The 18,032-nt window shown below is 72.5% G+C and carries 19 protein-coding genes; 7 read left to right on the top strand and 12 right to left on the bottom strand.

Annotated features, from left to right (window positions below):
- Positions 1-116: 116 nt before the first annotated feature.
- The 7 genes from ACIGYR_RS14995 to hypA all read left to right on the top strand — a co-directional run bounded on the left by ACIGYR_RS14995 (position 117) and on the right by hypA (position 5,003).
- Complete coding sequence (locus tag ACIGYR_RS14995) at positions 117-1,205, top strand: hydrogenase expression protein HypE (RefSeq protein ID WP_399599226.1); 1,089 nt, start codon at positions 117-119, stop codon at positions 1,203-1,205.
- A gap of 76 nt (positions 1,206-1,281) precedes the next feature.
- Complete coding sequence (locus tag ACIGYR_RS14990; RefSeq protein ID WP_399599224.1) at positions 1,282-3,075, top strand: nickel-dependent hydrogenase large subunit; 1,794 nt, start codon at positions 1,282-1,284, stop codon at positions 3,073-3,075.
- Complete coding sequence (locus tag ACIGYR_RS14985) at positions 3,068-3,622, top strand: NifU family protein (RefSeq protein ID WP_399599221.1); 555 nt, start codon at positions 3,068-3,070, stop codon at positions 3,620-3,622. The genes ACIGYR_RS14990 and ACIGYR_RS14985 overlap by 8 nt, the downstream gene beginning before the upstream one ends.
- On the top strand, positions 3,619-4,215 hold the full coding sequence (locus ACIGYR_RS14980) for a DUF5947 family protein (protein ID WP_391842897.1): 597 nt from the start codon (positions 3,619-3,621) through the stop codon (positions 4,213-4,215). Before ACIGYR_RS14985 ends, ACIGYR_RS14980 begins: the two co-directional genes overlap by 4 nt.
- Before the next feature lie 21 nt (positions 4,216-4,236).
- Positions 4,237-4,443 (top strand): hypothetical protein, encoded by a 207-nt coding sequence (locus ACIGYR_RS14975; RefSeq protein ID WP_391842899.1) that lies wholly within the window; start codon positions 4,237-4,239, stop codon positions 4,441-4,443.
- Positions 4,444-4,504: 61 nt separating this feature from the next.
- Complete coding sequence (locus ACIGYR_RS14970) at positions 4,505-4,654, top strand: hypothetical protein (RefSeq protein ID WP_399599218.1); 150 nt, start codon at positions 4,505-4,507, stop codon at positions 4,652-4,654.
- A gap of 7 nt (positions 4,655-4,661) precedes the next feature.
- The gene (hypA, locus tag ACIGYR_RS14965; protein WP_399599215.1) at positions 4,662-5,003 is read left to right on the top strand and encodes a hydrogenase maturation nickel metallochaperone HypA; all 342 of its coding nucleotides are present in this window, start codon (positions 4,662-4,664) and stop codon (positions 5,001-5,003) included.
- A gap of 48 nt (positions 5,004-5,051) precedes the next feature.
- Here the strand turns inward: hypA and hypE are convergent, their stop codons facing one another.
- The 12 genes from hypE to ACIGYR_RS14905 form a co-directional block, all read right to left on the bottom strand.
- Positions 5,052-6,143 carry a hydrogenase expression/formation protein HypE gene (hypE, locus tag ACIGYR_RS14960; protein ID WP_391842905.1) on the bottom strand — a complete coding sequence of 364 codons (1,092 nt, stop codon included), beginning with the start codon at positions 6,141-6,143 and terminating at the stop codon, positions 5,052-5,054.
- Positions 6,136-7,281 (bottom strand): hydrogenase formation protein HypD, encoded by a 1,146-nt coding sequence (gene hypD, locus ACIGYR_RS14955; RefSeq protein WP_391842907.1) that lies wholly within the window; start codon positions 7,279-7,281, stop codon positions 6,136-6,138. Before hypD ends, hypE begins: the two co-directional genes overlap by 8 nt.
- Entirely contained in the window at positions 7,278-7,568 is a 291-nt protein-coding gene (gene hypC / locus ACIGYR_RS14950; protein ID WP_391842909.1) for a HypC/HybG/HupF family hydrogenase formation chaperone, read from the bottom strand. The genes hypD and hypC overlap by 4 nt, the downstream gene beginning before the upstream one ends.
- 3 nt (positions 7,569-7,571) lie before the next feature.
- Complete coding sequence (gene hypF, locus ACIGYR_RS14945; RefSeq protein WP_399599211.1) at positions 7,572-9,926, bottom strand: carbamoyltransferase HypF; 2,355 nt, start codon at positions 9,924-9,926, stop codon at positions 7,572-7,574.
- Positions 9,923-10,648, bottom strand: a complete 726-nt coding sequence (gene hypB / locus ACIGYR_RS14940; protein ID WP_399599209.1) for a hydrogenase nickel incorporation protein HypB — start codon at positions 10,646-10,648, stop codon at positions 9,923-9,925. The genes hypF and hypB overlap by 4 nt, the downstream gene beginning before the upstream one ends.
- Before the next feature lie 59 nt (positions 10,649-10,707).
- The gene (locus ACIGYR_RS14935; protein WP_399599206.1) at positions 10,708-11,286 is read right to left on the bottom strand and encodes a hydrogenase maturation protease; all 579 of its coding nucleotides are present in this window, start codon (positions 11,284-11,286) and stop codon (positions 10,708-10,710) included.
- Positions 11,283-12,992: an enoyl-CoA hydratase-related protein gene (locus ACIGYR_RS14930; RefSeq protein WP_399599204.1), complete on the bottom strand. Its 1,710-nt coding sequence runs from the start codon at positions 12,990-12,992 to the stop codon at positions 11,283-11,285. Before ACIGYR_RS14930 ends, ACIGYR_RS14935 begins: the two co-directional genes overlap by 4 nt.
- A 66-nt stretch (positions 12,993-13,058) precedes the next feature.
- Positions 13,059-13,430, bottom strand: coding sequence for a hypothetical protein (locus ACIGYR_RS14925; RefSeq protein WP_399599202.1), 372 nt, complete (start codon positions 13,428-13,430; stop codon positions 13,059-13,061).
- 110 nt (positions 13,431-13,540) lie between these two features.
- Positions 13,541-14,068 carry a hypothetical protein gene (locus ACIGYR_RS14920; RefSeq protein WP_399599199.1) on the bottom strand — a complete coding sequence of 176 codons (528 nt, stop codon included), beginning with the start codon at positions 14,066-14,068 and terminating at the stop codon, positions 13,541-13,543.
- 181 nt (positions 14,069-14,249) lie between these two features.
- Complete coding sequence (locus ACIGYR_RS14915; RefSeq protein WP_399599197.1) at positions 14,250-14,696, bottom strand: hypothetical protein; 447 nt, start codon at positions 14,694-14,696, stop codon at positions 14,250-14,252.
- A gap of 153 nt (positions 14,697-14,849) precedes the next feature.
- Complete coding sequence (locus tag ACIGYR_RS14910; RefSeq protein WP_399599195.1) at positions 14,850-16,166, bottom strand: hypothetical protein; 1,317 nt, start codon at positions 16,164-16,166, stop codon at positions 14,850-14,852.
- A 242-nt stretch (positions 16,167-16,408) separates the two neighbouring features.
- Positions 16,409-18,028, bottom strand: a complete 1,620-nt coding sequence (locus tag ACIGYR_RS14905; RefSeq protein WP_399599194.1) for an ABC transporter substrate-binding protein — start codon at positions 18,026-18,028, stop codon at positions 16,409-16,411.
- Positions 18,029-18,032 lie beyond the last annotated feature (4 nt).

Genomic DNA, 18,032 nt, shown 5'->3' with positions numbered 1-18,032 from the left:
CGGCGCACCACCACCGAACGGCCGCCGCCCCCGACGAACCCCCCGCACCGACCCTCGCGGCCCCGTTGGCCGCGGCCTAGACGGTTTTCGAGACCGGCTGCAACGGAGGCCCAGACATGACCACACAGAGCGGTACCACCGAAGTCAGCGGCGAGCCCAGCAGGGCGGAGGCGCGCGAGGGCTTCGACGAGATCACCATCCTCTGGATCTCGGAGGGCATGAGCTGCGACGGCGACACCGTGTCGCTGACCGCCGCGGGCCAGCCGTCCATCGAGGACGTGGTGCTCGGGCTGATCCCGGGCCTGCCGAAGGTGAACCTCGTCAACAAGGTGCTCTCGCCGAGCCTGGGCGGCGAGGACTTCCTCGCCCCCTACCGGGCGGCGGCACGCGGTGAGCTGGAGCCGTTCATCCTCGTCATCGAGGGCTCGATCCCGAACCAGAACATCATCGAGGGCGACGGCTACTGGACGTCGTTCGGCAACGACCCGGAAACCGGTGAGCCGCAGACGCTGAACGAGTGGATCGACCAACTGGCGCCCAACGCGTGGGCGGTGGTCGCGGCCGGCACCTGTGCGACGTTCGGCGGCATCCACGCCATGGCCGGCAACCCGACCGGCTGCATGGGGCTCGCGGACTACCTGGGCTGGGAGTTCAAGGCCCGCTCGGGGCTCCCGATCGTCAATGTGCCCGGCTGTCCGATCCAGCCCGAGAACTTCATGGAGACCCTGGTCTGGGTGCTCCAGCACGCGGCCGGTGCCGCTCCCCCGCCGCCGCTGGACCACATGCTGCGTCCGCAGTGGCTGTTCGGGAAGACCGTGCACGAGGGCTGCGACCGGGCCGCGTACTACGAGCAGGGCGACTTCGCGAGGGACTACAACTCCCCCAAGTGCCAGGTGAAGGTCGGCTGCTGGGGTCCGGTCGTCAACTGCAACGTGCCCAAGCGCGGCTGGATGGCCGGCATCGGCGGCTGCCCGAACGTGGGCGGCATCTGCATCGGCTGCACCATGCCGAGCTTCCCCGACGCCTTCATGCCGTTCATGGACGAACCGCCGGGCGGCACGCTGTCGACGATGGTGATCAGGCCGTACGGCGCGGTCATGCGCCGACTGCGCGGTCTGACCAACGACATGGTGAACCACGAACCCAAGTGGCGCCACAACAAGCGCAAGCTGACCAGCGGCTACGACCCGCACTGGCGCGCGTGACACGCCCGGTGACCGCGCCCGCCCCGCATCCCGCCACCCGACAGCCGAACCCGAACAGCAAGGGACAGTACCGCAGATGACCACCACCGAGTCCCGGGGCACGGGACGCAAGCCCGCCCAGATCGTGGACATGTCCTGGGATCCGATCACCCGGATCATCGGCAACCTGGGGATCTACACGAAGATCGACTTCGCCAACCAGGAAGTCGTGGAGTGCCACAGCACCTCGTCGCTGTTCCGCGGCTATTCGGTGTTCATGAAGGGCAAGGACCCGCGGGACGCCGGGTTCATCACCTCACGGATCTGTGGCATCTGCGGCGACAACCACACCACGTGCTCCAACTACGCCCAGCAGATGGCCTACGGCGTCAAGCCGCCGAAGCTGGCCGAGCACATCACCAACCTGGGTGAGGCGGCGGAGTACATCTTCGACCACACGCTCTTCCAGGACAACCTGGTCTTCGTGGACTTCTGCGAGGCGATGGTCAAGGCCACCAACCCCGGTGTCCTGGCCCGCGCCGAGCGCACCGACGCGCCCCGCGGTGACATCCACGGCTACCGGACCATCGCCGACATCATGAAGGCCTTCAACCCCTTCGAGGGCGAGGTCTACAAGGAGGCGCTGAAGGTCAGCCGGATCACCCGGGAGATGTTCTGCCTGATGGAGGGGCGGCACGTGCACCCCTCCACGCTGTACCCGGGCGGGGTCGGCACGATGCCGCAGCCCAACACGTTCACCGACTACCTCAGCCGGCTCATGCACGTCATCGACTTCATCAAGAAGGCGGTGGCGATGAACGACGACGTCTTCGACTTCTTCTACGAGGCCCTGCCGGGTTACGAGGAGGTCGGCAGGCGCCGCATCCTGCTGGGCTGCTGGGGTGCTTTCCAGAACCCGGACGTCGTCGACTACCGCTACGCGACGATGAACGAGTGGGGCCGGGCGATGTACGTCACCCCGGGCATCATCGTGGACGGCAAGCTGGTCACCAACAACCTCATCGACATCAACCTCGGCCTGCGCATCATGCTGGGCAGCTCCTTCTACGAGGACTGGGTCAACGAGGACCCCTTCGTCACCCACGACCCGCTCGGCAACCCCGTCGACATGCGCCACCCGTGGAACCAGACGACGGTGCCGGTGCCGCAGAAGCGGGACTTCGAGGGCAATTACAGCTGGGTCATGAGTCCCCGCTGGTACCACCCGGAGACCGGCGACCACCTCGCCCTGGACACCGGCGGCGGCCCCCTCGCCCGGCTCTGGTCGACCGCCCTGAGCGGCCTGGTCGACACGCCGTACGTCAAGGCGACCGGCGGCGGCATCCGCATCACCCTGCCCAAGGGCGAGAAGCTGCCGGAGACCACCCTGGAGTGGCGCATCCCGAAGTGGAGCAACACCCTCGAACGGGACCGCGCCCGGCCGTACTTCATCGCCTACGCCGCCGCCATGGCCCTGCAGTTCCTGGAGGAGGCCATGGGGATGCTCAAGAGCGGTGACACGAAGGTCTTCGAGAACTTCGAGGTGCCGGACGAGTCGATCGGCTGCGGCTTCCACGAGGCGGTGCGCGGTGTCCTCTCCCACCACCTGGTCATCCGGGACAAGAAGATCGCCAACTACCACCCGTACCCGCCCACCCCGTGGAACGCCAGCCCCCGCGACATCTACGGCACCCCGGGCCCGTACGAGGACGCCGTCCAGGGCCAGCCGATCTTCGAGGAGAACGGGCCCGACGACTTCAAGGGCGTCGACATCATGCGCACCGTCCGCAGTTTCGACCCCTGTCTGCCGTGCGGCGTCCACATGTACATGGGCAAGGGCAAGACCCTGACCACCGTCCACTCGCCGACGTACGGCGCCAACCATGGCTGACGCCGCCGTACGGCTGCCGGATGCGGCGGTGGAGGCGCGGCTCGCCCGTCTCGACGAGGTGCTGGCCGGGCTGGAGACCGCTGGGGGGCCGGCCCTGGAGGCGGTGCGGCTGCTGACCGAGGTCTACGGCGAGGCCCTCGCCCGGGTGCTGGACCAGGCGGCGGAGCCGCTGCGGGCGCAGCTGGCGGAGGACGAACTGCTCGGCCACCTGCTGGTGCTCCACGACATCCACCCCGAGCCGTGCGAGCGCCGGGCCGCGCGCGCGGTGGAGAAGCTGCGTCCGGCGGTGCGCGAGCGCGGCGGTGACCTGACCTGGGCCGGCGTCGAGGGACAGGTGGCCCGGGTCCGGCTGAGCAGCGGCGGCGGCTGCGGTTCCGGGTGCGGCGGCGGGTCGGCCGACGTCCTGGAGGCCGTGCGGGCCGCCGTCCTCGCGGTGGCCCCGGAGCTGGAGTCGGTCGAGGCGGTCACCGAGGAGCGCAAGGCGACTCCGGCGTTCGTACCGCTGAGCACGATCAAGCGCCGGGCCACGCCGCAGGAGGCGCGGTGAGCGTGGACGGGGCGCTCGCCCGGGTGATCCGCTCCACCGCCGGCCGTGCCGAGAGGGCCGAGGCCGAGACGTGCGAGCTGTGCGCGGCCCGCGTGACCGAGGAGCACCCTCATCTGTACGACACCGGTGCCGCCGAGGTGCGGTGCGTGTGCCGGCCCTGCTCGGTGCTGTTCGCCGACGCCGGGGCGGGTGAGGCCCGCTACCGGCTCGTGCCCCGGCGCCGGCTGCGGCTGCCGCCGGTCGACACCGGGGTGCTCGGTGTCCCGGTGGGGCTGGTGTTCTTCGTGCCGCGCGCCGACGGCACGGTCACCGCGCAGGGGCCGAGCCCGGCCGGGGCCATGCGCTGGGAGGTGGACGCGGCGGCCTGGCAGCGGCTGGCCGCCGCGGTGCCGCAGCTCGCCGCCATGACACCGGATGTGGAGGCCCTGCTGGTGAACACCGTGCGCGGCCTCGACGAACACTGGATCGTGCCGGTCGACGACTGCTACCGGATGACCGCCCTGGTCCGCCGCGAGTGGCGGGGCCTCTCCGGTGGCGGCCGGGTCTGGCCGGCCGTAGAACAGTTCTTCAGGGAGCTGACCGAGCGGTCGTGAGGACCCGGAAGGAGATCGGACATGGGAAGCATCCGAGTGGGCCGTCCCCAGGCCAAGCCCGACACGCCCTCCCACGTGCGCGGACTGCACCAGGGCAACAGGGGCCCGTACAAGCACCAGACCGGACATCACCAGGACGGCAGCTCCGACGCGCGCCGCTCCACCGGTATCCACTGGAAGCGGCATGACGCCCTGGTGAAGGACATGCCGAACATCTCACCGGGATGAGAGAGCAGGAAGTGACGCCATGAACCTGGCCATGCGAAGAAGAAGGACCGTGCGGAAGGGAATGTCGGGACGACAGCTGCTCGCGGCGCAGGCCGCGCTGGCCGGCAGTGTGGCCGCGGCCCTGTTCGTCAAGGAACTCCCGGGTATCGTGCGCGAGTTGCGGATCTACCGGATGACCGGGGGACTGCGCGCTCACCACCGGTACCCCTGAGGCCGGCGTGCACGAGCTGTCGATCGCGACCGCGATCGTGGAGCAGGCCGGGGAGATCGCCCGGGCGGACGGCGCCGACGGTGTCTCGTCGGTGACCGTCCGCGTCGGAGAGCTCGCGGGTGTGGTACCGGACGCGCTGCACTTCGCCTTCGAGGTGGCCCGCGACGGTACGGCCCTCGCGTCGGCCCGGCTCGTGGTCGAGCAGGTGCCCGCGCACGCCTGGTGCGGGGAGTGCGCCGAGGAGTTCGCGCTCGGCATGCCCCCGTTCTTCTGGTGCCCGAGCTGTGACCGGCCGTCGCAGGAGCTGCGCAGCGGACGCGAACTGGAGATCACCGGCGTGCAGACGTGACCGGCCCCGCCTTCGCGGCGGGGCCGGTCACGGTCATGGTCCGGGCCTTCAGCAGATACGGGGCAGCTGCTCACCCAGCGGCAGGTCCACCACCCGGGTGCCGCCGAGACCGGTGGCGACGACCACCATGCCCGGGTGGTCGGCCACGCACTCGCCGATGAGGGCGGCTCCGGCGCCCTGCGGGTGGGCGTGCATCGCCGCCAGCACGGCGTCGGCGTACTCCGGGGGTACGAAGGTGACGAGCCGGCCCTCGTTGGCGACGTACAGCGGGTCCAGGCCGAGGAAGCCGCAGGCGTTCGCGACCTCGTCCGGGACGGGGATGGCCCGCTCGCGCAGCCGGACACCGGTCCCGGAGGCGCGGGCGATCTCGTTGAGGGACGCACCGAGGCCGCCGCGGGTGGGGTCACGCAGGACGTGGATGTCCTTGGTGACCGAGAGCATCGCGGCCACGAGGTCCGCCAGGGGCGCGGTGTCGGAGGCGATCTCGACCCCGAACTCCAGGCCCTCGCGCACGCTCATGATCGCCACCCCGTGCAGGCCGATGGGCCCGCTGACGATGACGGCGTCGCCCGGCCGGGCGCGCTGCGGGCGGATGTCGACCCCGTCGGGTACGAGGCCCACGCCGGCGGTGGTGACGTAGACGCCGTCGCCGTGCCCGGACTCCACGACCTTGGTGTCGCCGGTGACGACGGTGACGCCCGCCGCCTCGGCCGCCGCGCCGACGGCCCACGCGACACGTTCCACCACGGCCAGTTCCACGCCCTCTTCGAGGATGAAGGCGGTGGAGAGGTAGGCGGGCCGGGCGCCGCTCATCGCCAGGTCGTTGACGGTGCCGTTGACGGCCAGGTCGCCGAGGCTGCCGCCGGGGAAGAACAGCGGCCGTACCACGTAGGAGTCGGTGGAGAAGGCCAGCCGGGCACCGCCCAGGCCGAGGACGGCCGAGTCGGTGAGGGCGGCCAGGGTGGGGTTGCCGTAGGCGGGCGCGAAGATCTGCTCGATCAGTTCGGCGGACAGGGCGCCGCCTCCGCCGTGGCCCATGACGACGACCGGCTGGTCGCGCAGGGGGGCGGGGCAGGTCCAGTTCGCGGGGTCGACGACCGGTCCGGTCGCTTCCACCGCTTCGGTGGCGAGGTCAGCCAACGGGGTTCATCTCCTCGCGCGGGATACGGGATCCCTGCTGGGCCGGGCTGTCGGTCATGCGGCGGTAGAGGTAGTAGGCGGCGCAGGCGCCCTCGTTGGAGACCATGGTGGCGCCGAGCGGGGTGCGCGGGGTGCAGGCCGTGCCGAACGCCTCGCACTCGGTCGGCTTGATCAGCCCCTGCAGGACCTCTCCGGCCCGGCACACGGCGGGCTCCTCGGTACGGATGCCGGTGACGTCGAAGCGGTGCTCGGCGTCGTAGGCGCGGAAGGCGTCGGTCAGCCGCCAGCCGCTGGCCGGGATGGGGCCGATGCCGCGCCAGTTGCGGTCGGCGACCTCGAAGACCTCCTCGAGCATGCGCAGGGCCGCCGGATTGCCCTGGTCGCGTACGGCCCTGGGGTAGGCGTTCTCCACCCGGTGCTCGCCGCGCTCCAGCTGGTGGACGGCGCGGCGGATGCCCTCGAGGATGTCCAGCGGCTCGAAACCGGTCACCACGATCGGCACGCGGTGCTTCTCGGCCAGCTCCGGGTACTCGGCGGTGCCCATGACGCTGCACACGTGCCCGGCGGCGAGAAAGCCCTGCACCCGGCAGCTGGGGGCGGTCATGATGGCCTCGATCGCCGGGGGGACCCGGACGTGGGAGACCAGCAGGCTGAAGTTGTCCAGGCCGAGCCGGCGGGCCTGGTGCACGGCCATGGCGTTGGCGGGCGCGGTCGTCTCGAAGCCGATCGCGAAGAACACCACCTGGCGGTCCGGGTTCTTGCGGGCGAGGTCGAGTGCGTCGAGCGGTGAGTACACCACGCGGATGTCGCCGCCCGCGCTCTTGACCCGGAACAGGTCCCGGTCGGTGCCCGGCACGCGGAGCATGTCACCGAAGGAACAGAAGATCACGCCGGGGCGGGCGGCGATCTCCAGAGCCTTGTCGATGACCTCAAGGGGCGTCACACAGACCGGGCAACCGGGGCCGTGGATCAACTCCACTTCTTCCGGCAGGAGTTGGTCGATGCCGTGGCGGATGATGGAGTGGGTCTGGCCGCCGCAGACCTCCATCAACGCCCAGGGCCGGGTGGCGGTGGCCCGGATCTCGTCCAGCAACCGGCGTGCCAGATCGGGGTCGTTGAACTCGTCGATGTACTTCACTGGACTTCACTCCCGCTCTCCTGCCGGGCCGCCTGCTCCCAGGCGTCACCGAACTCCTCCTCCAGCAGGCCCAGCTGCTCGAACAGCTCCAGGGACGCCCGGGCCGACTCCTCGTCGAGGCGCTGCAACGCGAATCCGACGTGGACGATGACGTACTCCCCCACCTGGACGTCGGGCAGGTACTCCAGGCACGCCTGTTTCTGCACTCCGCCGAAGTCGATCAGCCCGGTGAGGGGGTCGGCGCGCTGGTCGATGGACACGACCTTGCCGGGGACTGCCAGACACATGGGTCACTCCGTCTCGTGGTTGTTGGCTGTTCCCGCGACCATCAACTGGCCGAGCGCCAGACCCCCGTCGTTCGGGGGGACCTCGCCGTGCCGCAGGACGGTGAAGCCGTCCCGCGTGAGCAGGGCGGCGCACTCCTCCTCCAGCAGGGCGTTGGCGAAGACGCCTCCGGTGAGGGCGACGGTGGTCAGGCCGGTCGCCGTGCGGGCGCGGTGGCAGATCTCCGTGACGGCCCGCGCGACACCGCGGTGGAAGCGGGCCGCGAGTACGGGGGCGGGGGTGCCGCGGGCCCGGTCGTGCTGAAGAGCCGTCAGCATCGGCGTGGGGTCGCAGGCGAGGCTGTCCGTACCGCTGAGGCCGAAGGGATAGGCCACGGTGTCCGCGCCGCCGGCCTCCAGCGCCACCGCCTCCAGTTCCGTCGCGGCCTGTGCCTCGTACCCCGCCCGGTGGCACACGCCGACGAGTGAGGACACGGCGTCGAAGAGCCGCCCCATGCTGGAGGTGGGCACACAGGCGACTTGTCGTTCCAACTGCCGGCGCAGCACCGCGCGTTCGGTGTCCGAGCAGGCGGTGACGCTCGGCAGATCCGGCGTCCACGGCAGCCCCGCCGCCCACAGCCGCGCGAGCGCCAGCCGGCACGGGTTGGCGACACCGGCGTCCCCGCCCGGCAGCGGCGCGGGGAGAAGGTGGGCGAAGCGCCGGTACCGGCTGTAGTCGGCGAGCAGGATCTCCCCGCCCCACACCGTGCCGTCGTCGCCGTAGCCGGTGCCGTCGAAGGCGACGCCGATCACGGGTGTGCCGCCGTCGAGGCCGTGCTCGGCCATCGAGGAGGCGATGTGCGCGTGGTGGTGCTGGACGAACACCGGTTCCCGCAGACCGAGCCGGACGGCCCGGCCGCGGGCCCGTCGCGTCGAGTGGTAGCCGGGGTGCCGGTCGGCCGCCACCTGACGCGGGGTGACTCCGGTGAGGCGGGTCAGGTGCCGTTCGGCCCGTTCGGCGGCCTCCAGGGTGGCCAGTTCGCCCATGTCGCCGATGTGCGGGCCGAGCCAGGCGTGCTCGCCCTCGCCGAGGCAGGGCACGTTCTTCAGGTCTCCGCCCACCGCGAGCGTGGGCCGGACCGGGAGCGGGAGGCGCAGCGGGCGGGGGACGTACCCGCGGGAGCGGCGCAGTACCTGTTCGGTGCCGTCGGGACGGACCCGGAGCAGGGAGTCGTCGCAGAAGGCGGCGATGGGCCGGTCGTGGCCGAGCCAGGCGTCGGCCAGGCCGGCCAGCCGGGTCAGGGCCTCGGCGTCGTCGGTGACGATGGGCTCGCCGGAGCGGTTGCCGCTGGTCATGACCAGCGCCCGGGGGCCGGGCGGATCGCCGGGCAGCCCGAACAGCAGGGTGTGGACCGGGGTGTAGGGCAGCATCACGCCGACGCGTGGGCTGCCCGGACAGACCTGGTCGGCGAGGCGGAGGCCGTCCGGGGGCGTGCGCCGGCGCAGCAGGACGATGGGGCGGCGGGCGCCGGTGAGGGCGGCCCGTTCCGCGCCGGAGAGGACCGCGATCCGCTCGGCCGTGGCCAGGTCCGCGCACATCACCGCGAACGCCTTGCCGCCCCGCTCCTTGCGGTGGCGCAGGGCGGCGACCGCCCGGGGGTCGGCGGCGTCGCAGGCCAGGTGGTAGCCGCCGACGCCCTTGACGGCGATGATCCGCCCGTCGGCGAGCAGCGCCCGTGCCGTCGCGAGGGCCTCCGCGTCCCGGGCCGGGCGGACGCCGAGGCCCGCGGCCGGGGTGAGCACGAGGCGCGGGCCGCAGTCGGGGCAGGCGACGGGCTGGGCGTGGAAGCGCCGGTCGGCCGGGTCGTCGTACTCGCGGGCGCAGGCGGGGCACATCGGGAAGCCGGCCATGGTGGTGGCCGCCCGGTCGTAGGGCATGCCGGTGGCGATGGTGAAGCGGGGGCCGCAGTGGGTGCAGGTCACGAAGGGGTGGCGGTGGCGGCGGTCGCCGGGGGCGGCCAGTTCTCGCAGGCAGTCGGCGCAGGTCGCGGTGTCCGGCGGGAGCTGGGTGCGGCCGGGGGCCCGTTCGGTGGAGCGGATGGTGAAGGGGCCCGTCTCGCCCGTGGGGGGCAGGTGGACGCCGTCGATGCCGGTGACGGTGGCCAGGGGCGGCGGCTGTTCGGCCAGCAGGGCGCAGAAGCGGTCCACCTCGTCCGCCGGTCCCTCGATCTCGATGAGCACGCCGTCGCCGGTGTTGCCGACGAACCCGGTCAGGCGGAGACCGGCGGCCAGGCGGTGCACGTGCGGGCGGAAACCGACGCCCTGGACGGTGCCGCGCACGGTGAGCCGACGGCGGACCAGTCCGGCGGCGGGGGCGGTCATGCTACGGGGGCGGACGGGGCGTGGTGGTGGCCGTGGGGGTGCGGGGCGAGGGGCGGCCGGTGCGCCGGGGCGCCGTCGCGGGCGGCGAGGGCACGTTCCAGCAGGGTCCCGACACCGGCGCCGGTACGGGCGCAGGACCGCACGATCTCCACGCCCGGATTGACCCGGTGCACGTTCTCGTGGAAGAGGCTCTCGTCGAAACCGGCCGGGCCGGCGAGGTCGGTCTTGGTGATGACGACCAGGTGCGCGGAGCCGAACGCGGTGGGGTACTTCAGCGGCTTGTCCTCGCCCTCGGTGACCGCCATCAGCACGATCCGCAGGGTCTCCCCGAGGTCGTAGGCGGCCGGACAGACCAGGTTGCCGACGTTCTCCACGAAGAGCACGGAGGTGTCCGGCGGCAGCCAGCCCTCGAGCCTGGCCCGGACCTGGCGGGCCTCCAGGTGGCACAGCCCGTCGGTGAGCAGTTGCTGGACGGGGGCGCCGGAGCGGGCCAGCCGGGTGGCGTCGTTCTCGGTGGCCAGGTCGGCGGTGAGCGCGGCCACCGGGACGCCTTGCTCCACCGCCCGGGCCAGGACCCGGCCGAGCAGTTCGGTCTTGCCGCTGCCCGGGCTGGACAGCAGGTTGACCACGGTCACGCCCTGCCGGGCGAGGTCGCCGCGCAGGTTCGCGGCCAGGTCGTCGTTCTTCGCCAGGACGGCCTGTCTGACGTCGGACCGGCACATGGGCGCTGCTCCTCGGATGCGGTGACGGAGGCCGGGCCGCATCCGTGCGGCCCGGGGTCTCACCGATCTTCGGCCCCGCCGGGCACGATGCCGGGCAGCGCAGCCGGGCGGGGGGTCCCTGATTCCATCGGGCGGCCCAACGGGGGCAGGAGCCCGGCGGGGTCGTCGAGCAGCGCGGGGACGAGCGTGTGCAGCGCCTCCACGGCCCGGCCGACGGCTTCCCGCACCGTCGTGCTGAGTCCGGGGAGGATGTCGTCGTCGCCCGGCAGGACGGCGGGTTCGCAGGCCAGGACGAGGACCCTGGGCAGCGGCTCGTCACCCAGATGGGTGGCCAGGGCCAGCACCTTCGCCGGGTCCATGCCGTGGGCCTCGGGCGGGACGGTGCCGTCGGGGGGTTCGGCCTCGATCAGGGAGAGGGTGCCGGGGCGGTGCCCGCGCGGGGCCGCGTCGACCAGGACGGCGGTGGCGTAACCGGACAGCAGGTCGCAGGCGAGGTCCATGCCGCGGATGCCGTAGTCGCGTACCCGTACCTCGGTCGGCAGGGGGCGGTCCTCCAGGGCGCGGATCACCTCGGGGCCGAAGGCGTCGTCGGCGAGGAAGATGTTCCCGACGCCGGCCACCAGCAGTCGCGGCGTCAACGGAGGTCTCCGAGGGCCGGGGCGAGGGGGCGGGCTGAGCCGCCCGGCGTCTTGCGGACGAAGGCCGAACGCAGGGCGTGGTAGGGGGCCGCGGGGTCGAAGAAGATGGCGTGCATGCGGGCCAGTTCGTCCTCGCGGTAACGGGCCAGGGGCCGTTCCTGTTCGTCGGCGGTGCGGGCCGCGGCCTTCTCGGCGAGGCGCCGGTCCAGGTCCGGGTCGGCGGCGAGTCCGGCCGCCAGTCGCTCGACCTCGGCCGCGAAGTCCCGTGGTGCGGCCGGCACCAGCCGGTCCACGAGCCCGAGCCGTGCGGCGGTCGCGGCGCTGACCGGCAGCGCGTCGGTCGTCAGCCGGCCGGCCTGCTCGGCGCCGACGCGGCGCGGCAGGGTGTACGTCCAGTACTCCGAGCCGTACAGGCCCATGCGCCGGTAGTGCGGATTGAGGACGACGCCCGTCCGGCACCACACCTGGTCGGCGGCGAGGGCGAGCATGGCGCCGCCGGCCGCGGCGTTGCCGGCGAGCGCGGCCACCACCAGCCGGTCGGTGGTGCGCAGCACGGCCTCCACGAGGTCGTCCATCGCGTTGAGGTTCGTCCAGGATTCCTGGGCCGGGTCGGGGGCCGCCTCGACGACGTTGAGGTGGATGCCGTTGGAGAAGAAGTCGCGCGTCCCGCCGAGGACGAGGACACGGGTGGGACGGGTGAGCGCCTCGGTGTAGGCGGCGAGCAGCCTGCGGCACTGGTCGGTGCTCATCGCGCCGCCCGGGAAGGAGAAGGCGAGGAAGCCGACGTCGCCGTGCTGCCGGTAGCGGATGTCGCTCCAGGTGTGCCTGCCGGGCGGGAGTTCCAGTGGGGCGGGGTCCTCGGGGAGCCCGAGGCCGGGCTGGTAGGAGGCGAGTACGGAGGCGGCCGGCCGGCGGAAGGGCGCCGGGTCGCCGGAGTTCTTGCGGGGGCGCAGTTCCGGGATCCAGACGGCGCCGTCCCGGGTGGCGCGGCAGACGGCGCCCGCGCGCTGGGCCAGCAGGGTGCCGGGACGGCCGCGCAGCCGGTCCTCGGGGTGTCCGCCGTGCAGGAACACCTCGTGGCCGAGGAGTTCGTCCAGGACGCCGGGCTGGGAGTCGGCACCGCGGAGCGTGCGCAGGACCGTCTCGGTGTCGTCCCGCTCCCAGTCGATCCGCCGCCGTTCCTGCCGGAAGAGGTCGCGCCAGACGACCGTGACCGACTCGTCGGTCTGTGCCAGCGGCTTGTGGGAGCCTTCGGCGTAGCGCCGTACGGCCGTCAGGACGGCGGTGACGGCGGCGTCGGACGCCTCGTTGCGGTAGAGGTCGCTCTTGCCGACGGGCGGGACGGGGAAGGGCTCGGCCGCCCAGATCGCGCCCGCGTCCATGGCCGCCTCGGCCTGGAGCACGGTCACGCCCCACTGCTGCGCCCGGCCGGCGATGGCCCAGTCCAGCGAGGAGGGGCCGCGGTCACCGGGCGGGCCGGGGTGGACGATCAGGCAGGTGTGCTCCCGCCACACGTCCTCGGGCAGGGCGGTCCGGAGCATCGGCGCGATGATCAGGTCCGGGCGCATCTCGCGCACGGCCGCCCGGACCGGCTCGGGGCCGTGCGCGGCCAGGACGACATCGACCTGGTGCCGGTGATCCGACAGTTCGGCGTACAGACGCTGGGACAGACTGTTGAACGCGCTGGCGACGAGCAAAATGTCCATGACACGGCATGCTCGTCCTTCCTCGGGGTGCCGGGAAGGACCGTGTCGGCGTTTCGCTTGCCCGGGTCAGGTCTCTTCCTCCATCCGGATCGCATTGCGCAGATCGTCGAAGGGCCGGCCCGGCTCGTCCCGGTGCGCCTCCAGCAGGGCCGCGGCGATCGCGTCGAGCTTGCGTTGGATGGCGTGCTCGGCGCGCACCTCGGCGTTCTTCAGCAGGGCCAGGAGGAGGAGGGTGACCGCCGTCATGGATTCGCCCGCGAGCAGCAGCAGCTCCAGCGGCAGATGGGCGACGTGGGCGGCGGCGAAGAAGCCGACGAGCAGCAGGCAGAAGAGGAAGAACGCCGGGGAGCTGGTGAAGTTCGAGGCGTACTCGGCGAACTGCTCGAACCGGCCGCGGCGGCGGGGGCCGCCGCGGTGCACGGGATTCTTGAAGGTCATGACCGAGCCTTTCCCCCCGGGGGGCGTAACTCGGCCACCGGCGCCGTCCGGGTGTCCCCGTGCGGGGGCGTACGCCCGCGGACCCCGTCGGCGGGGGCCCGTGCTCGGCCTCAGGCCGCGAGGGCCCGCCCCGGGGTGAGGCGGTCGAGGAGCTGGCCGTGGTGCAGTTCGGCCACGGGGGCGAGCAGGTCGGGGTGGCGGAGCAGGGCCGCGGCGCGGCGGTCGCCTTCGTCGGGGGCGAGCAGCCGGCGGAACTCGGCCGCGGTGTCCGCGGTGTGGTCGCCGTCGGCGAGTGCGACGACGGCGAGGCCGGCCAGGTCGGCGTCGGTGAGCAGCGCGGCGGCCCAGCTGGCCACGACCTCGTCGACCCAGGTGCGCCACGCCCACTCCTCGGCCGGGTGGTCGCCGGCCGGCTCCGCGCCGGTGATCCAGTCGAGGCGGGCCGCGCCCCCGGGGCCCGCCATGGTGACCAGGCCGGCGTCGAGGGCGGTGGGGTACCGCAGCCGGGCGGCGACCGTCACCGCCTGCCGGGCCTGTGCCTCGCACAGCGCGGAGGCCAGCGCGCCGCCCGAGGGCGGGTAGGCGCCTGTGAGCCAGCGCGCTGTCGCGGCGATCAGGGGGGACAGGTCAGTGAGCACAGCCGGGCCGTCCGAGGTGCGAGGGAGTACAGGGGCTCCACGCAACGGTAGTCCGGCGTCCGGCCCGCCCGGGAGAGGATGCGAATCAGGTCATATGTGACCTGACCCACCCCGCTGTCCCGGGGGTGTCCGGTCGGACAAGCCCCGCCGCGTCGGGGGCGTCCGACCGGACGGCGGGGCGTCAGCGGCGCGCGGTGTCCGGCTGGTAGGCCGCGAGTGCCCAGATGACGAACACGTCGATGCCCATCGTGATCACCGACCACACCGGCGCGTACGGGAGGAAGAGGAACTGTGCCAGCAGGCTCAGGGAGGCCAGCACGATGCCGACCGCGCGGGCCCATGCGGCGCCGGCGAGGATGCCACCGCCGGCGAGAACGGCGATGACGCCGAGGACGAGCAGGATCCAGCCCCAGCCGGTGAGGTTGATCTTGTAGACGTAGGTGTCGATGCGCGGGTAGACGTCGTCCGCGGCGATGGCGGAGATGCCCTCCAGGACGGCCAGGATGCCGTTCAGCAGCAACAGCACGCCGGCGAAGGTAGTGCCGCCGGTGGCCCAGGGGCCGCGCGGGTCCGGCGGCGCCGTACGGGTGCCGCCGGAGGGCGATTCCGAGTGGGGCTGTGCGGTCATGGCGACGCTCCGATCTCGTGTGGCGGACGGCGTCCGGGACGTCCCTCCGACTGTTTCGACCCTCGGTTCGGCAGCGGGTTTCCGCCACATGGGTGCGGCCGACCGGGTGACGGACGGCAGCGGCGGCCGAGGTACGACGGGCGCCGATGCGGGTCAGCCGGGCGCCCCCGCCGAGGCCCGTTCGACGGTGTCCGGTGCCGCCGCCAGGAACTCCGTCACGGCCAGCAGGAACAGCAGGCACAGGGCGATGCCGACGACCACCCAGCCGGTGGGAAACGGCCACAGCAGATAGACCAGCAACGACAGGGCCACCAGGATCCAGGTGAGCCATGTGCGGTAGCGGCGTACGAGGGGACCGACCGGCCCGGTGCGCAGACCGGCGCGGTCGGCGGTGGCGCGGACCGCTCCGATCCCGGAGGTCCACAGCCGCCGGACGAGCCCGGCGTGCCGGCCCGGGCCGGTGAGCCAGGCCCCCAGGGCGACGACGACGGCGAGGGCCACGACCATGCGCACGGAGGTCCGCAGGAAGTGGGTCAGTGCGTCGTAGACGGCGCCGGCCGCGTCCTGGGAGACGTCGGCGGGCAGCCGGTCGAGGTAGAGCACCCGGAACACGCGCAGTGCGACACCGAGAACGCCGGTGGCGACGGCGACGCCCAGACAGCCCGCTACCAGGGCCCGGCGTCGCCGCACCGACAGCAGTACGCCGGCGGCGACCAGCAGCACGGCCAGTACCGGCAGCCAGTTTCCGGCGATCTGGAGCAGCCGCACGTACGTCTTGGCCTTGCCGATCTGCTCCGACCTGACCAGGGTGAAGTCGGTGTGCACCGCGGGGATGCGCCCGGCGGCGGTCATTCCGGCGGCGACGAGACGCTGCTTGACCCGGTCCACGAGGGGGCCGAGATCGAGGGCGACCGTGTCGCCCTTCAGCTGTACCGCGCCGCCGCCGGCACCGGTGAGGGCTTTGTCGAGGGAGCTGTGGATCCCGCGGTTGGCCTGTGTCCAGACCGTTCTGAAGGCGTCCGACGCGGTGACCGCCCGCGCCTTGTCGTGGACGAAGCTGCGTACGGCTCCTTCGAGGGAGTCGCCCAGCCTGCCGCCCAGCGCCTTCCGCAGGCGGGGCCGGTCCTGGGGGGCCGCGTCGGCGAGCAGGGCGGGCAGGTCGATACGGGTCATGAGCGCGTCGGTGACCCGGTCGGCGACGGCGTTCTGCACGGCGGGGTCGGAGGCGAGCGGGGCGACCGTGGCCACGTAGCGGTCGGTGTCGCCCACCTCGCCGGCCGCCCAGGCGGCGACGACGGCGAGCGGTGCCAGGAGGCAGCCGAGGACGATGAGCACGGCCGCGGCCAAGGCCCTGAAGCGATGGCCGGGTGGCGGACGCCGTGCGCTCTCGAGCGCCACCACCCGTTCCCGCAGTGCCTGTATCTCCGCCCGTTCCGGCTGGTCGTCCGAGCGTGCGCTGCCGTCCGTCACCGTACCTCCTGGCCGATCGCGTCCCGCTGTCTGCCAGCCGACCCGTGACGGGACGAAAGCGCGAGCGGGACTACGCCGTCCGGGGTATCGGCACGGACGGCCGAACCGGGTGCCCGGCGTGCGGCCTCGAGCCCTTGGCCGGCTCCCCGGGCCGGCTGCGGACCGGCGCGGACCGACGTGCCGTCACCACGATTGCGACGGCGCCGGGGACAGCGGCGTGGATGGCGTGGACGGATTCGGTCTCAGGGGGTGTGGCTGGGGATGACGCAGTTCTTCGGCTGTTCCCGGCCTATGGGCCAGCCGAGGCCGACGAACTTCAGCTTGCCCCGGCCCTCCTGGCCCGGGTCCAGCTCGACCACCGCGACCGGCTTGTCGTACGCGTTTCCGCCGCTGGTCAGGCAGATCAGGCCGCTGGTGCCCCGCACCCGGTGACGGGACTGCAGTTGCGACCACTCCCTGCCGACGTCCTCGAGGCCGGGCACCTTCGTGGCGTCGCCGCTCTGCACCTGGTGCAGCGCCGTGCCGATGGTGACCATGCCGTCGTACACGAGCGGCGTCCGGGAGTCCTCCAGGCTGGGGGCGGAGCCGAGATCCGTCCCCTTGCGGCGCGTGGTCTCGATCAGCTTCTTCAGGTCGTCCAGGGCCGCCTTGGGTTCGGTGAGGTACTGGGGCAGCTCGTCCCGGGTGGGTTCGCGGTCGTGGCTCGCCCGCCACTTCTTGTGCCAGGCGGTCAGTTCGGTGCTCCAGGCGTCCGGGTGCGCGGGCGCGGCGTACTGCACCGTCACCTTCGCCCTGCCGTCGGCGCCGCGCAGCTGTTCCCAGTCCTTCGCCGTCAGGTTCTGCCGCAGCGACGCGGCGTCCGAGCCGCTGATGACGGTGTAGTGCCGCTTCTCGCAGCCCACCTGGGCGAGCTTGAGCGCGAAGAGCCGCAAGTGCAGCGTGCGCCCCGCGAAGTAGACGGTGTCGGCCTGGGTGTCGCAGATGTTGTTGGCTATCTGGGTGAACTGGTTGCCGGTCGAACCCGCCTCGTCGATCGCCGGGGACGCGAAGGACATCGCGGCGGGGCCGGGCGGGCCCTTCTCCTCGATCCCGCTGAACGCCTTCGCCAGCGACTCGTCGTAGCTGTCGGGACGGGAGTCGTAGACCAGCACCGTCCTGCGGTTCTCCCGGCCCCGGTCCCCGTTGAAGTCGGCCAGCGCCTGGGCCACGTCGTGGTTGGTGGGGATGATCCGGGCCAGGCCGGGGAACCGCGACTTCGCCATCCCGTCCGCCCCGTCCTCGTTGGCGATCCGGTCTCCGGTGATCCGGGAGGCGAGCACCGGGATCTTGTTCTCCGTCAGCCGGCCGACGGCCTTCTCCGTGGCGTCCAGGCTGAGGTTGAAGCCCGTGACGGCGCGCAACCGGTCCTTGGACGAGGCGGCCATGCGCAGCAAGGTGTCCACCACCTTCGACTGCTGTGCGTAGTCCCGCCCGGGGTTGGCCAGCACCAGCCGGATCTTCGGCGGCTCCCCCTCACCCTCGTTGGCCTGCAACTGCCCCAGGTAGGCCCCCTGGAGGTCGCTGCGCATCTGCCGCCGCAGTGCCGCCTTGTCCGACTGGAACGGCATCATCATCGCCACCGTCACATGGGGCTGGCCCTCGATCCTCTTGTTCTCCTGCCCGATGGCCCGGGCCACGGCGCTGATCTCCGGTGTGCCGAAGTCGTAGCCCGAGCCGTTGACGCCGATGCACTCGCCACCGATCCGCTCGATCCCCCCGGTACAGGTGTCGGGCCGCTGGAGGAAGGTCCAACCGAACAAGCCCCCGGCCACGAGCGCCGCGGTGATCAGCAGCGAGTAGAGGATCTTCTTCCATCTGGGCATCCCC

Source organism: Streptomyces sp. NPDC053076 (assembly GCF_044546845.1).
GTDB lineage: Bacteria > Actinomycetota > Actinomycetes > Streptomycetales > Streptomycetaceae > Streptomyces.
This window is presented reverse-complemented; position numbering and strand designations above follow the sequence as displayed.

What these genes read in the sequence shown, in the direction of transcription:
- ACIGYR_RS14995 (WP_399599226.1), top strand. Translation starts at nt 117, where the DNA reads ATGACCACACAGAGCGGTACCACCGAAGTCAGCGGCGAGCCCAGCAGG.
- ACIGYR_RS14990 (WP_399599224.1), top strand. Translation starts at nt 1,282, where the DNA reads ATGACCACCACCGAGTCCCGGGGCACGGGACGCAAGCCCGCCCAGATC.
- ACIGYR_RS14985 (WP_399599221.1), top strand. Translation starts at nt 3,068, where the DNA reads ATGGCTGACGCCGCCGTACGGCTGCCGGATGCGGCGGTGGAGGCGCGG.
- ACIGYR_RS14975 (WP_391842899.1), top strand. Translation starts at nt 4,237, where the DNA reads ATGGGAAGCATCCGAGTGGGCCGTCCCCAGGCCAAGCCCGACACGCCC.
- ACIGYR_RS14970 (WP_399599218.1), top strand. Translation starts at nt 4,505, where the DNA reads ATGTCGGGACGACAGCTGCTCGCGGCGCAGGCCGCGCTGGCCGGCAGT.
- hypC (WP_391842909.1), bottom strand. Translation starts at nt 7,568, where the DNA reads ATGTGTCTGGCAGTCCCCGGCAAGGTCGTGTCCATCGACCAGCGCGCC.
- hypF (WP_399599211.1), bottom strand. Translation starts at nt 9,926, where the DNA reads ATGACCGCCCCCGCCGCCGGACTGGTCCGCCGTCGGCTCACCGTGCGC.
- hypB (WP_399599209.1), bottom strand. Translation starts at nt 10,648, where the DNA reads ATGTGCCGGTCCGACGTCAGACAGGCCGTCCTGGCGAAGAACGACGAC.
- ACIGYR_RS14930 (WP_399599204.1), bottom strand. Translation starts at nt 12,992, where the DNA reads ATGGACATTTTGCTCGTCGCCAGCGCGTTCAACAGTCTGTCCCAGCGT.
- ACIGYR_RS14925 (WP_399599202.1), bottom strand. Translation starts at nt 13,430, where the DNA reads ATGACCTTCAAGAATCCCGTGCACCGCGGCGGCCCCCGCCGCCGCGGC.
- ACIGYR_RS14915 (WP_399599197.1), bottom strand. Translation starts at nt 14,696, where the DNA reads ATGACCGCACAGCCCCACTCGGAATCGCCCTCCGGCGGCACCCGTACG.
- ACIGYR_RS14905 (WP_399599194.1), bottom strand. Translation starts at nt 18,028, where the DNA reads ATGCCCAGATGGAAGAAGATCCTCTACTCGCTGCTGATCACCGCGGCG.